This is a genomic window from Acinetobacter brisouii (genome assembly GCF_008993995.1).
In the GTDB taxonomy this organism is placed as follows: Bacteria; Pseudomonadota; Gammaproteobacteria; order Pseudomonadales; family Moraxellaceae; genus Acinetobacter; species Acinetobacter brisouii_A.
This window is the reverse complement of record NZ_BKNN01000064.1, coordinates 1-13,820: the sequence shown is the minus strand read 5'-3', so window position 1 is coordinate 13,820 and position 13,820 is coordinate 1. Positions and strand designations below refer to the sequence as shown.

The 13,820-nt window shown below is 34.2% G+C and carries 8 protein-coding genes and 1 pseudogene; 7 read left to right on the top strand and 2 right to left on the bottom strand.

Translation table 11 applies throughout. From position 1 onward, the window contains the following. Positions 1-127 precede the first annotated feature (127 nt). Both GBN19_RS12760 and GBN19_RS12755 read right to left on the bottom strand, forming a co-directional pair. A pseudogene (locus tag GBN19_RS12760) lies at positions 128-1,396 on the bottom strand (hypothetical protein); the annotation flags it as partial. Then, positions 1,396-2,067 carry a hypothetical protein gene (locus tag GBN19_RS12755; RefSeq protein ID WP_151710931.1) on the bottom strand — a complete coding sequence of 224 codons (672 nt, stop codon included), beginning with the start codon at positions 2,065-2,067 and terminating at the stop codon, positions 1,396-1,398. The gene GBN19_RS12755 and the pseudogene GBN19_RS12760, both read right to left, overlap by 1 nt. Before the next feature lie 274 nt (positions 2,068-2,341). Between GBN19_RS12755 and GBN19_RS12750 the strand changes: the two genes are divergently transcribed. The 7 genes from GBN19_RS12750 to GBN19_RS12720 form a co-directional block, all read left to right on the top strand. Further along, complete coding sequence (locus GBN19_RS12750; protein ID WP_151711068.1) at positions 2,342-2,926, top strand: class I SAM-dependent methyltransferase; 585 nt, start codon at positions 2,342-2,344, stop codon at positions 2,924-2,926. A 27-nt stretch (positions 2,927-2,953) separates the two neighbouring features. Next, positions 2,954-3,979, top strand: coding sequence for an HNH endonuclease domain-containing protein (locus GBN19_RS12745; protein ID WP_151778398.1), 1,026 nt, complete (start codon positions 2,954-2,956; stop codon positions 3,977-3,979). A 48-nt stretch (positions 3,980-4,027) separates the two neighbouring features. Further along, positions 4,028-5,305, top strand: coding sequence for a DUF6361 family protein (locus GBN19_RS12740; protein ID WP_151710898.1), 1,278 nt, complete (start codon positions 4,028-4,030; stop codon positions 5,303-5,305). Continuing rightward, on the top strand, positions 5,305-7,155 hold the full coding sequence (locus tag GBN19_RS12735) for a hypothetical protein (RefSeq protein ID WP_151710899.1): 1,851 nt from the start codon (positions 5,305-5,307) through the stop codon (positions 7,153-7,155). The genes GBN19_RS12740 and GBN19_RS12735 overlap by 1 nt, the downstream gene beginning before the upstream one ends. Next, positions 7,142-10,354, top strand: coding sequence for a DEAD/DEAH box helicase (locus GBN19_RS12730; RefSeq protein ID WP_151710900.1), 3,213 nt, complete (start codon positions 7,142-7,144; stop codon positions 10,352-10,354). Before GBN19_RS12735 ends, GBN19_RS12730 begins: the two co-directional genes overlap by 14 nt. A gap of 156 nt (positions 10,355-10,510) precedes the next feature. Next, a complete protein-coding gene (locus tag GBN19_RS12725) occupies positions 10,511-12,709 on the top strand; it encodes a DEAD/DEAH box helicase family protein (RefSeq protein ID WP_151778397.1) in 2,199 nt (732 codons plus the stop codon). Continuing rightward, positions 12,699-13,820: hypothetical protein (locus tag GBN19_RS12720; RefSeq protein WP_215903491.1), on the top strand; the 1,122-nt coding region annotated here is incomplete at its 3' end. The genes GBN19_RS12725 and GBN19_RS12720, both read left to right, overlap by 11 nt.

Sequence of the window (13,820 nt, the reverse complement as noted above, 5' to 3'; positions counted from 1 at the left end):
GGATAATCTTTTTCAGATTCAATTAGTAATTGAACCGCTCTTTCTCTAATTTCGGGGGTATAGTTTGGTTTTTTCATCGGAATAGTCTCTCAGAATATTGAGTCTCCGACAAACCCGGTACGGTTCACAATGAATCAATAAATAAATTTGGGATCGGGATATCGATATAAACTGTTTGGTTGAGTAAGGACTCAGGATAAGCAAAATCTTTATTTTCAAAAATTGAAAATCTAGTACGCAGGAAATATTGCCCATTGTTTTGAAGGATCTTTTGGCGAGAATTTAAAGCCTTAACACGGTTACTTTGTAGACGTAGCCATTCCTGTACCTTATTACCGGTCAGGAAGGACAGCATCAGGATCAGTGAAACCTTACCATTTTTATTTTGGCAGTAATCATCATATAGCCGGTTGAGTAGGGCACTGACACTTGCCTTAGTAGGAAAGAGATTGCTGTACGGCAGCAAATGTTCTTTCCGTTGAATATGTCTGGCAACTAAAGGCAGCACATAGCTCTGGCTAGATTCGGAATATGTCGCTAAAGGTGTGACTGTAGATGGGTCAATATGTATCTGGCGAGTACTTTGATCATCTAATTGTTCTTCAATATTAAGAGCTTTAGACTTTTGCCCTTTTTTAATTTCTGAACTTTCAACAATCAGCTCATCTTCATCCAGAAAATCATGCTGTAGTTTAGTCTCTATACTTGCTCTGGCAATTTTAGCTTTATTCTTTAGAATATATGTAAATGTGACACGAATATCATTCAGTAGGTTCTGTTCAAAAGGATTGTTTGGTTTTTGACTATTTAAGTCATTCAGATTTTTAACAAAATCATTTAATGATTGCCTAGGATTTTGCAGATGCTGCTGCCATAGCTGCATATATTCGGGAGTATTTTGATACTTCTTATTAGGATTGTTCAATACACGATTGGCGGCACGGAAACGTTGAAATAAGCGCTTAACCGTATTGAAATGTTCAGTATGGTGTTGTTGAAAAAGTTCTGGTTTAAGATCAGGAAGGGCAATCAAGTAGATTGCCGCTTTTAAGATCAGAAGATTCCAAAGTGAAGCATTGGTTTCTGATTCAGCTAATTGGGCTATAGAATTTACATACCAGGTGACTGGCGCTGAGCTCACTGTGTTTTTTCGAGAAGAAACTAACGCAACTGGTCGAGTAATTTCAGAATTGGGTTGTACATCAAAGTCTATTAGATCGAGACTAAGGCCCTCAAGATATTGATCAGTTGGCTGTGAAGCTAGTATGTCAGCAATATATTGTATATGCTCGGCACGATTGAGTTGTTCATCATCAAAAAGCTTTTCCAATACCTGCTTTAATGACACCTGTTGGGTATCTGTAGTATTTTGCATGCTTGGGTTATATTCTGACATTACAGTTTCCACAGCTGATCTGGAGAGAGAAGGTAGTTAGGATTATTTAAAAGCTGTTGAACGAGTTCACTGTTTTTTTCTAGTTCATCAAGTACATACTGTCTTTCTTTAGCTATAGCTTTATTTCTGTAGTTTAGTTGATTGCGTGTTTGTGATAGCAGTTTTGCAAGTAGCTCTAAACTCATTGTCGCGTGTGGTTTATACGAATTTTCTTTGTTCAATGTCAGAATAACTTCTGATGAAATATGAGTATTGATCAATCTGAGTAATTTCTGAGGATTTAGTCTATTCACATCATGAGCAAAACTAGAAATAAATTTAATGAATTCTGAACTTGCTGCTTTTTTTAATAGCTCAATTTTCTCCTTCTCTGGAGGAAAAGGCTGTATAAATAGTTTGATATTTTCTGGCATATTCTTTGAGAAATATAAATACCATTGGAAGCTATTTGCGACTGTATAACCCGATATATTGGGATCTTTCCACAGGTAAAGTTTTGGAGATGAAGTAAATATTGATAGATCTGTTTTTAATGATTTGAAAGCTTCTTTATAACAAATATAAATTCCAGAAAAATCAGGATGTATACTGATTTGGATTTTATTAAAATTTTTGCAACATAATTCTTTTGGTATGCCAAATTCAGCGTTGAAATCAAAAGCTTTTCTCATATAAATGAGAGTCCTCTATAATTTTAAAATGATAATCAAGTGAATATTCTTATAGGTTTTTGAGATGTTAAACAATATTGATATATCTTATAAGGTGGGTATTTTACAATTGAAATACAGGATGTTACAGATGTTATGTTTTTGAAGATTGTTCTATTATTTCTTGATTAATTGTGTGTTATATAAAATTTTGATTCAGCTAAAAGATTAATTGTTTGACTTTTATATTCAAATATCAGTATTTTGTTTTAGAAAAGATATTGGCTTTTAGGCAATGAATCAAACATCAGATTATTACAATAAGCATGCTCAGAATTTTTTTGAAAATACCTATCAGGTTGAAATGCAAAGCCTTTATACACCATTTTTAAGATATTTACCCGAACATGCATCTATTCTTGACCTGGGCTGCGGTTCAGGTCGAGATAGTTTGGCTTTTAAAAATTTTGGTCATCAGGTATATGCCATCGATTATTCAGAGGAACTGGTTGAAAAAGCATGTCAGCTTACGGGGTTACCCGTGCAATTGGGAAGTTTCTACGATTTATCAGAACAGGCAAAGTATGATGGTATTTGGGCATGTGCATCATTACTACACTGTGAACGTGACAAATTATCAGATGTGCTGCAGAGAATACTGGATGCGTTAAAATCTAACGGTGTTTGCTATATGTCATTCAAATATGGCAATCAAGACCGTGAAAAAGATGGGCGCAGCTTTACCGATTTAAACGAGCAACAGTCAGATGAGTTGTTAAACGGTTTTGATGGAGTATTGCTTTTACAACAATGGATTACCACAGATAAACGCCCAGATCGGAATGAAGAGTGGTTAAATATACTTATTAAAAAGAGATAAAAAATAATAATGAGGAAATAATATTTCATGTCTGAATTTTACGAGATTGAACCGTCTCTTGAGAATTATTGGCGTGCTGTCATTCTGTTTGGACGTAATGTTGCATCTTATAAATTTGCTTTAGCTAAATCACTTTATGATCTAAAGGCTGAAGGCAATACGATTATTACACTTGAACAATTGGCAGAACCTTTTAGCGAACATATTTGTGAGCACCTGAAGTTAGCTGATAAACAAGCCACATCAAGCTCAAGTCGTTTTTTGGATTTTTGCCGTGCCTATAACTCTGGTGAAATCGATCAGCAAACCTTGATTACGAAAACAGTGCAGTATGGGTTTGTAAATGTGATTGATGCTTTTCACAATGTACATGGACAAGAATTACCTAAAAGATTCTTCATGGATGCCCGAAAAACACATGGTGGAATCATTTTGACGGATGAGGTATTTCAGCTATTTGAAGCACAGAATTCAAGAGATTTAGTTGATGAAACTGAAGCACGATGGCGTTTGGTTGAAACTGCTTGGGATATGAATCTACCAAAGTACTTGGTGCAGATCCAACATGATGATCGAGGGATATTGGTTGCTGATAATAAAATCAGAAGAGTGAATGTTACATCTGCGAAGTCAGCTTTAAATGGCTATCAAAAGAGCCGATGTTTTTACTGTTTTGCACCGATTACTATTGAACAACTACAAGAGCATTCAGCTGATGTGGATCACTTTTTTCCACATAAACTTCGAGAGTGTGATATTCAAAAGCCAATCAATGGCATAGCAAATTTAGTTTTATCTTGTCTCGAATGTAATCGAGGGCAGCAAGGAAAGTTTGATTTTTTGCCATCGATTAATTTGCTAGAGCGTTTACATAAGCGTAATGAATACTTGATTACGAGTCATCATCCACTCCGAGAGACTTTAATTGCTCAAACAGGATTTACTGAACCTGCAAGGCGAGGTTTTTTACAGGATGCTTATAACTGTGCGACTGTGATAATGGGTGGTGGGAAGAAATGGGAGCCAATTAAAAGTGGAATTAGTGTATTCTAATACTGGAAAAGTAATATATTCAAATCCTTGCCTAAATAGAAAATTTATATGATCGTTGCACTTAAATCATCACTTTCATGGATTGATAATAATAAAGAAGCGAGAGAAAAAGTATTAGGACTTTTATCCCAGTTTAATGAAAAAGATAGCAGGGACGAACTAGGGATAGGTAGTATCAGGGATCGTATATCTGACCTCTTATTTCCGGGTACGAGTACCATTCAAACAAGGCTGCGTTATTTTTTCTTTGTACCTTGGTTGTATCAAGAGGCAGAAAAGCCTTCTTTGAATGATAAAAAACCACAAGAAATTATAGATGGTTTAGAGCGTAATTTAATAAGTACGCTTATGCAGTCTGATGATTTAGATGGTGTCTTTGGTAAAACTTCTGGCAGAGAATTGAAACGATTACCCAGCTCTGTCTATTGGTCTGGCTTAGAAAAGTGGGGTATCAAGAGAGAGAGTTGTTCACAATCGGAGTATTTTGATCGAGCAAAATCTTTATGTGTCAAGCGTGCTGAATTGGAGAAAGAAATTGAGCATTTACAAAAGCGTAATGATGATTACTCAGAAGCTCAAATTCAAAAAAATAATGCATCGATATGGGATATTCATCTGCCAAAGCCACCTCAAGATTTTCCACACAGTGCGAACTTAAAAATTACAGCTGAAGAGGCAGTATTTATAAAAGAGCAACTACGTAAGCATTGTGGTGAAAGCCTTTTGGCATATCTTGCTGATAATACTAAGTATGAGTCTAGCCAAGATATAAATGCACCATGGGACCATCCAGAATTTGAGCATTTTGATGTAGAAACACAGCAGCTCCTTGATCATGCAGAGTTCTTTTCTGTACTGATTCATGGAGCCTATTTGCTTTATAACATGCTACTTGCCCAACTTAGCAAAGATGAAAAGGCCTCTAAAAATTATAAAGATCAATTACGTAAATGGTATCTGAAATTACAGCACAGAGATTCTAAAGCATTTGGATTAGATAACTGGTCATTGGATGATTTTTGGTCAACCATTGAAAGGCGAAAGGTCTCTTATGCTGAACCCATAGTGATCAATGGAATGACTAAAAAATTTATCGAAGCATGGCTGAAAATTCTTAAGTTAAAAGATCCAGATTTTTATAAGTCGAATGACGTGATGGTATTAATCAAAGAGCGTGAAAAGCGTTTAAAAGGAGCCCGATCAAGATTTAGCAATAAAAAAGCTTTAGAGCAGTGGGGTGGAGCATCTGGTGTGAATGAGCTGAGATATCGTTGGTCGACAGCAAAACAATTTTTAAAAGACTTATCTGATCATGAGGGTATTTAATGCTAAGTCCGTATGATAGAAATTTAAATACTTCATTTTTAATTCCCCCAAGTGGCATGACATTGGATGAGGCGATATTAACAACTTATTCTTTAGATCCTTCAGTATTGTTGGAAATACCAGTCTACTTGTCATTATTAGCGACAGATAGTCAGGAAATAGATCCTTATTCTGTATTGGCATCTATTAAAAAATTAAAGGAGCGAATCACAGTATTTTCACAAAAAGGTTTAATACAAGTTCCGAAAGAAAAAAGGCCAAATCCTGTCTTTAGCTATTTAGAAGACATGATTATAGAAAGTGAATCTCCCCGAGGAGGTGTTTTTCATCCCAAAATATGGCTCCTACGTTTTATAAATGGCAAAGAGATTGTATATAGAGTTGTAATACTTTCTCGGAATTTAACCAAAGATAACTCTTGGGATCTTGCCTTGCAGTTAGATGGATTGGTGGGAAAAAAGCGAAACCTAAAAAATGAACCCATTATATATTTCTTTTCTAATCTGATAGATCGCCTAGAAGAAAGTGAGTTAAAGAATAAAAAGATAGAGCAAATTAATAAGATCATTGCTGATTTAAAAATGGTGAAATGGCATGTACCTGAAGGGTTTGATGAACAAAATGGTGCGATCCATTTTTACTTTATGGATCAAGGACCTTATCAATGGACCATTCCGAAAAATGAAAAATTACTGATAATTTCTCCATTTTGTTCAGATAATGTCTTAGAAAAATTAGCACAGTCAAGTCAAGCTAGTTCTCTCATCACAAGAGAAGAAGAGCTTTTGAAGCTTAAACCAGAAACTCTACAACGATTTAAAAATGGAATTTATACCCTGGCAGATGGGCTAGTAGATGACAATCTTGAAAATGCTGAACTAAATGAAAGTTTGCACGTGACCAGAGATCAAATTTTAACGAAAGGCTTACATGCAAAAGTATATATCTATGAAACTTTAGAAGATGGTCAGTCTAGGACACATGTAGTTGTGGGTTCAGCTAATGCAACGAATGCTGCTCTGAAACACCAAATAAATGATGAAGTATTGGTTGAACTGGTCAGCCAAGATGTACAATCGATTAATGTTGATAACTTTCTTTCAAGGATGAAAGCTAATGGTTATTTGACCCAGTACGATGATCTTACAGTGATTGAAGATTCAAATCTGAGCGAAGATGATCAGTTCATCGAAGAAATTCGAAAACGGATATGCAGTACACCAATTCGAGGTTATTGCTTATTCGATGACACTTCAAATGCTTGGACCTATGTGCTGGAGTTAGATGCAGAGGAAGAAAATGGTCAGAGTAATTACCAAGACTATGAAGTAAAGCTTTGGCCAATCACTTTAAATGAAAAACGGGCACTGCCTTGGAACATTAGCGGTAAAACTGAAAAAGTAGCTTTCGATCATTTAACCAGCTCTGAAATCTCTAGTTTGATCGCATTTGAGATTAAGCATAAGTCTCGTCTAGATAATTTACGATTTGTATTGAAGGTTAATGTTACGAATCTTCCCTCAGATCGTGATGCAGAGATTCTGAAAGTCTTAATCAAGAATAAGGATGGTTTTATTCAATACTTAAGATTATTACTGGGCAGTGTTTACGATAATAGCAATTCCGTTGCAACGAATAGTGAAGCAGGTTCTTACTGGCTCAGTCGTTTATTGGATGATGAGTCAACACTATTTGAAGATTTATTTCGCATCTATATGCATGAACCTGAGCGATTGAAAGATATTCAAAACTTAGTGCAGGATTTAGGCGGTGGGGACAGCGAACATATTCCTAAAGAATTTATTCAATTGTGGCATGCATTTGAACAAGCAATAAATGGAAAAAAGTAAATTGAATACAATGGCATTTTCATCTGAACCGATTCTTAATAATTTAAAAGATTTTCAGCGTCAAACAGTCCATTGGGTTTTTTCTAAACTTTTTGAACGTGATCGAAATTCTAGATTTTTAGTGGCCGATGAAGTTGGTTTAGGTAAAACTTTAGTGGCGCGAGGTGTGATTGCTAAAACAATTGAATTTTTAAGTAGCCAACAAGAACGAATTGATATTCTTTATATTTGTTCAAATGCCAGCATTGCGAGCCAGAATATCCGGAGATTGAATGTTACCAATCAAGATGAAGTAGTAAGAGCAACACGTTTGACCTACTTGATCAGAGAAACTTCACTTTTGAAAAAAAGTAAGGTGAATTTTATTAGTCTTACACCTAGCACCGCGTTAGACCATACACGGAGTAAAGGTGGGCAAGCGGATGAACGAATAATCCTTTATTCCTTACTCATCCCCCTGTTTGATTCACCACAAATAAAAAAAGGACTCAAAGAATTACTTAGATGTTATGTTGGACCTGATCGTTGGGAGCAGAGCATCGAAGCATGTTTGAACCAAGGGGAGGGAGTCTTTGATCAGAGTATTGTGACAGCGTTTAGGAATGAAATTGAAACCAATGAAAAATTAAAACAACAGATTGAATTATGTAGCCAAGATTTTTGTTCTCTGGCTACTTCAGATAATCGCGCCGTTGTACATACAAGGGATCATTTAATTGCCAAGTTGAGGTCAATATTAGCTTCAGTCAGTCTTTCCGCATTGAAACCAAGTTTGATCATTTTAGATGAGTTTCAGCGCTTTAAAAATTTGCTAGTTCAACAGAGTTGTGAGCAGAATAATGATAATGAAGCACAGATGATCGCACAAAAAATTTTTTCAGATGATCAAAGTAAAATTCTGATGCTATCTGCGACGCCGTATAAAATGTATAGCGTACAGGGGGAAGAAGAAGCCGATCATTATGCTGAATTAATGCAGATTCTCGGCTTTTTATTTAATGATGACGCTCAACTAAAATATCTGAAAAACATAATGCAGAACTACAGAAAAGAATTAGATCTTGGGGTGAAAAATAGAGAAAAAATTCTTAAGCTCAAAAACAAGATCGAGTCTGTATTACTTCAAGTGATGTGCCGAACTGAAAGGGTATCTGTGAGTCATGACCAAAACTCCATGTTATCAGAACCAAATGAGTGTGCAGTTCTTGAAGTGGAAGACTTACAATATGCTGCATCAATTCGAGGATTGTTAGAAACATTAAGAGTTAATAACATTACAGAATATTGGAAATCTATTCCCTATACACTGAATTTTATCAAGGACTATGATTTAGGTCGAAAAATCGAAAATGCAAAACTCCCTCCCGAATCAGAATTTGCAGCAAAATTTAAGCTTGGATTAAAAGAAGCCAACAAATTAAGTGTGAAAAAAGAGCACATTCAAAAATATAAGCCAATTCCTTTAAATAATGCAAAATTACGATTGTTGTTTAAGGAGACGATTCAACAGGGGATGGCAGAGCTACTATGGATGCCACCATCTTTATCGTATTGGGAACCTTATGGTGTATATCAAGGTAAAGATCATTTATCAAAACAATTGATATTCTCTGCTTGGAATGCAGTACCGAATGCTATTGCAACTTTGACATCGTATGAAGCTGAAAGGTTGATGTATGCAAAGTTAAAAAATACTTCATATACACGAACAAAAAGGCCTTCTAGACCCTTAGATGTAAAGCCTAATTTTTTATACCCATTCAGTCTTTTATATCCATCCATAACACTTGCAAAATTAGATCCACTAGAATTCTGTTTAGCTGAGATAGATTCAAAGAGAACATGCCTTGCATCTGTTAAATCGCTAGTTATTAATCAATTAGAGCAGCAATGTAAAATATTAGATCAGTATTGTGATCTCACAAGATCTGATGTTGATGCAAGTTGGTACTGGTTGGCACCTATTTTATTGGATATCACACTTGAAGAACATTTAGACTGGAAATCGCGACTGGCTACGTGGGCAAGTCATTATTCTAGAAAAGAGGATGAGTCAGAGCATACAGAAAGTACGACAATTTTAAGTGTTGTCGAGGTCATTAAAGCTACGGCTGAAAGTGTTGTGAATGGTCATGGATTAGGTAAACGTCCAGACGATTTTTTCGAGGTGCTCTCCGATATCGTTTTAGCTTCCCCAGCTTTATGTGCTACACGTGCTTTACGGCGTATTTTAGTTCTAGAATATAAGGGAAATGAAGAAGCATTATTTGTAGGGGCATTGCGTATTACATCTGGCTTTCAAAGCCTTTTAAATGCACCAGAAAGTGTTGCTTTGCTTAAGTCTATTAATGAAAAGTCATATTGGCGAAAAGTGCTTAAATATAGTCTGCAAGGTAATTTACAAGCGGTATTAGATGAACATGTGCATGTTTTATTAGAGGCTTTAGGTTTAACTAATGGGCCTACTGAAAACCGTATTAAAGAGATTTCAGATTCGCTTTACTCTGTATTAACATTGCGTACAAGTCACGTCAGGGTACATCAATTTCAAGTAGACAATCAGCAAGTCATTGATGATGCATTCGATATGCGTTGTAAGTTTGCGTTACGTTTTGGCAGTGGAACAAACGAAGCAGGGCAAGAAATTCGTATTGAAAAAGTAAGGGATGCGTTTAACTCACCATTTAGACCTTTTGTTCTCGCTTCAACTTCTATTGGTCAGGAAGGTTTAGATTTTCATTTTTGGTGTCATGCTGTAATGCATTGGAACTTACCTTCGAATCCAATTGATTTGGAACAACGTGAGGGGCGCGTACATCGTTATAAGGGGTATGCGGTACGTAAAAATGTCGCTGAAGTATATACTCTGCAGTCGCTGAAAACTATTTATAAAGCAGGTCAAGATCCATGGAAAATATTATTTGATCAAGCCTATCTAGAAAAATCTACATCCAAAAATGACATGATCCCTTTCTGGATGACTGAACAAGGGGCTACAACGATTCAACGTTATGTGCCAAGGTTGCCTTATAGTAAAGAGGAAAAAAAATTGCTGCAGCTTAAATCTGATTTAAGCCTGTATCGCATGGCATTTGGTCAACCTAGACAAGGGGATCTGCTAGCAAGATTTCAGGATGATCAACAAGAAATTGAGCAGTTGTCGGAGTTTTGGTTTGATCTGAGGCCACCATCATTGTAGAACCACTGAAACAGTGTTAGTGCATGGTCGTTTTATAATTAGATAATGATTATAAATTTAACCTGATGATATAAATATCTACCTTTGGGTTATAGTATGGTTATTACAAATATATTATTTTAAAGGAAATATTTCAAACTGAAGGGGGAGGTGTTTATGATTAAAGAGTTTAAAGATATTGATAAACTTTCACCTGATGACTTTGAGATATTTATTAAAGATTTATTTGTAGCATCAGGTTGGTATGATGCTGAAATTACTAAAGTAGGAAAAGAGTTTAAGCATGGAGATGGCGGTGTAGATATTTTTGCTTATAAAGGTAAGCGAAAATTTGCTATCGAAGTTAAACAACGCAATATACAAACAACAGTAGACGTCAAAGCATTGAATCAGCTTGTTGCTGGTGCACGTTTAGCTAATGTCACAAATATGATTTTAGTTACCAATTCATATTTTACATCAGAGGTAAAAGTTCGTGCTTTAAGATTGGGTGTTGAACTTATAGATCGTGATGAATTGCAAAATTTGTGGGTTGTAAAGCATTCCGAAATTGGTCGAGATATTAAACCCCGTAAATATCAACTAGATGTAATTAATCAAGCTATAACCAAATATGAAAATGGTAAGACTAAACTTCTGATAGAAATGGCTACTGGATTAGGTAAAACCTACACAGTGGCTCATTTAATTAAAAAGTTAATTCAATCATCTGAAAGAAGACCAAAAATTCTATTTTTAGCTCATCAAATTGAAATATTACTTCAATCTGTTACTGCTTTTAAAAACGTATTAGGGATAGGTAATTATAGCTTTTCGGCTTGTTTTTCTGGATCTAAACCTGAAAAGACAGATTTTGTATTTGCTACTTTTGATACACTTTATGGGCAAATAGCTGAATTATCAGGAAATTTATTTGATTTTATTATTGTTGATGAAGCCCATCATACACCAGCAAGGACTTATTTAGATGTAGTAACAAGTTTTAATCCAAAGTTATTAATAGGATTAACTGCGACGCCATATCGTACTGATAATAAAGATGTTATTAATTTTTTTGGCGGTGTTGATGGGCATATTGGTAAATTTGATCTTATATGGGCTCTTAAACATAGAAAACTGGCATTTCCAAAATATCTAGTTCTGCTTGATGATCTTAATCAAGATAAAATAGATCAGTTAGAAAGCGGACTATCTATAGCAGATTTAGATAAAAAATTATTTTTACATAAAAAAGATCAAGAAGTAGTCCGAATTATTGAAAAAGTAGTTGCTGAACAAGAAATTGAAAATGTCAAAGGTATTATATTCTGCCGTAATATTAGACATATGAGACATTTGATAGGCTTTTTCAAATTAGGTACAGCAACATTAGTTCATTCAAGGATGTCAGACCAAGAACGACGAGAAAATATTCGTAATTTCCGAGAAGGAAATTGTAAATATATTTTAGTTTGTGACTTATTTAATGAAGGGATTGATATTCCAGAAACTAATTTGCTTGTATTCATGCGCTATACAGGCTCAAAAACTATTTGGCTTCAGCAGCTAGGTCGAGGTTTAAGAAAAACACCAAATAAAGAGTATGTACATGTTTTAGATTTTGTTGGATCTCTAGAGAGATTGAACGAGGTTAAAGAGCTATCGAGGGCAGTCCAAAGGCAACCAGTAGATCGTAAAAACTTAATTGATGAAATGAGTGATCTAAGTACGCCACAAATTTTTCATGACGGTTCTATAGAAGTAAAATATAGCGCTGAGGCTGCGCGAGTATTATCTTTGATTGAAGATATGAAATTTTTGCTTAATAGTCGAGAAATTCTACTTGATAAGCTTAGATTTTATAGGGAAAAAAATAAGGTAACTCCATCAATTTCTGAAGTAACAGACAGTTTAGTTAATGTAAGTTATGATCAGATTGCTACACATTTTGGTTCTTATTATAGTTACCTTGTAGCTGCTTTCGGAGATGATATCGACCAACAATTGATGGTCGATAGATTACAAGAATTTATAAAAACCTTTTATTCCAAATATAATATGATACCAAGCCTTAGAACTATATCTCTAAATTTCATGGAAGAGCAGTTATATGAATTTAGTGAAAAAGAGATCCAGTTATTATTACCAGACTTGATAAAACTTGAAGCTGGAATATCTGTCAAGGCTATTGAAGATATTGAATTAGATAATGAATCAAAAAAATATTCTGAAGAATGTATTTTGATTCAAAAATATAAATCTAAAATATTCTCACGTGGAGATATCAAAAAGTTATCAGTAAATGATCAGTTAGAAATAAAAGAGAAATATCAATCTATTTCTGTTTTTTTAAAGAAGTTAAAAGATGTCCAATAAAATAGAATCCTCATCAATTTCTCAAAATCTTGATGATATTCAAGTTCTTACACTAAATACCAAGATAGATGATTTAATGCTGCCTGAGCGTTTCTTAAACTTGGTAAAAAAACTTAAAAATATAACCAAATTCCATACTGGTTTTAAACTAGTGGAAACTCTTGGTGATTTGATAAATTTACCTAGGTCTGAGATATCTAAACTCCCAGGAATTGGTTCAATATATATTAATGCTTTCGACGAATTAAAGTTATTAGTGCAATTAATGGATATATCCGAAAGTAATAACGATGGTTTAAATAAGCTAGATGATTTTTTGGAAAAAATTTTAGAAAGAGAATTAGATGATTTTGTATTACCTGAGCGGTTTTCAAAATTAATTAAACGTCTCAGAAATATTAGTTTAAATGATAGAAATTTTAAACTTGTTAAAACAATTGAAGATATTATTAATTTACCAGTTTCTGAAGTGGCTTCATTATCAGGGGTAGGGATTGGTTATATTGAAACTTTAGAAGAAATGAAATTGCTACTTAAAACTGACCCTGTATTAGTATTGGGTATTAATTATTTATCTTCTTCTCCAGAAGATATTAGGGACAATGAATTTGAAATTCCTCCATTACAGACAAAATTATCAGATCTGAAGCTACCAGATAAGTATTTGAAATTAGTAAAAAAACTTAAAAAAGCTAGCCTAAATAGTCCAAATTTCAATTTTGGTGAGACATTTTCTGATCTTTTAAATTTATCTATATTAGAAGTTGAAGCACTTCCCGGGATTGGTAAAAGTTATATTCGAAACCTTAAAGAGATAAAATCCATAGTAGAATTAAAATTAAATAATTCTCTAAATGATGAAGAAAAAATAGATATTGCTTCAGCTGATTTGAGTAATATGAGGCTGTCGTTTTTTAATATTGATTCTAAATTTTTAAAAGCTTTGGAGAAATATACTAAATATCTAGATAGAGATAATTTATCTAATCTTGTAGCTGAAATATTAAATTTAAACAGAGATGGTTTAGAAAAGTTACCTGGTTTTGGTGATTCATTTATAAATAAATTAATTGAATTTAGAGACTTGATAAAAAAAGAAATTGAATTAATT

Bases quoted from the DNA above. Each gene is read 5' to 3' on its own strand.
- GBN19_RS12755 (WP_151710931.1), bottom strand. From the start codon at position 2,067: ATGAGAAAAGCTTTTGATTTCAACGCTGAATTTGGCATACCAAAAGAA.
- GBN19_RS12750 (WP_151711068.1), top strand. From the start codon at position 2,342: ATGAATCAAACATCAGATTATTACAATAAGCATGCTCAGAATTTTTTT.
- GBN19_RS12725 (WP_151778397.1), top strand. From the start codon at position 10,511: ATGATTAAAGAGTTTAAAGATATTGATAAACTTTCACCTGATGACTTT.
- GBN19_RS12730 (WP_151710900.1), top strand. From the start codon at position 7,142: ATGGAAAAAAGTAAATTGAATACAATGGCATTTTCATCTGAACCGATT.
- GBN19_RS12740 (WP_151710898.1), top strand. From the start codon at position 4,028: ATGATCGTTGCACTTAAATCATCACTTTCATGGATTGATAATAATAAA.
- GBN19_RS12735 (WP_151710899.1), top strand. From the start codon at position 5,305: ATGCTAAGTCCGTATGATAGAAATTTAAATACTTCATTTTTAATTCCC.
- GBN19_RS12745 (WP_151778398.1), top strand. From the start codon at position 2,954: ATGTCTGAATTTTACGAGATTGAACCGTCTCTTGAGAATTATTGGCGT.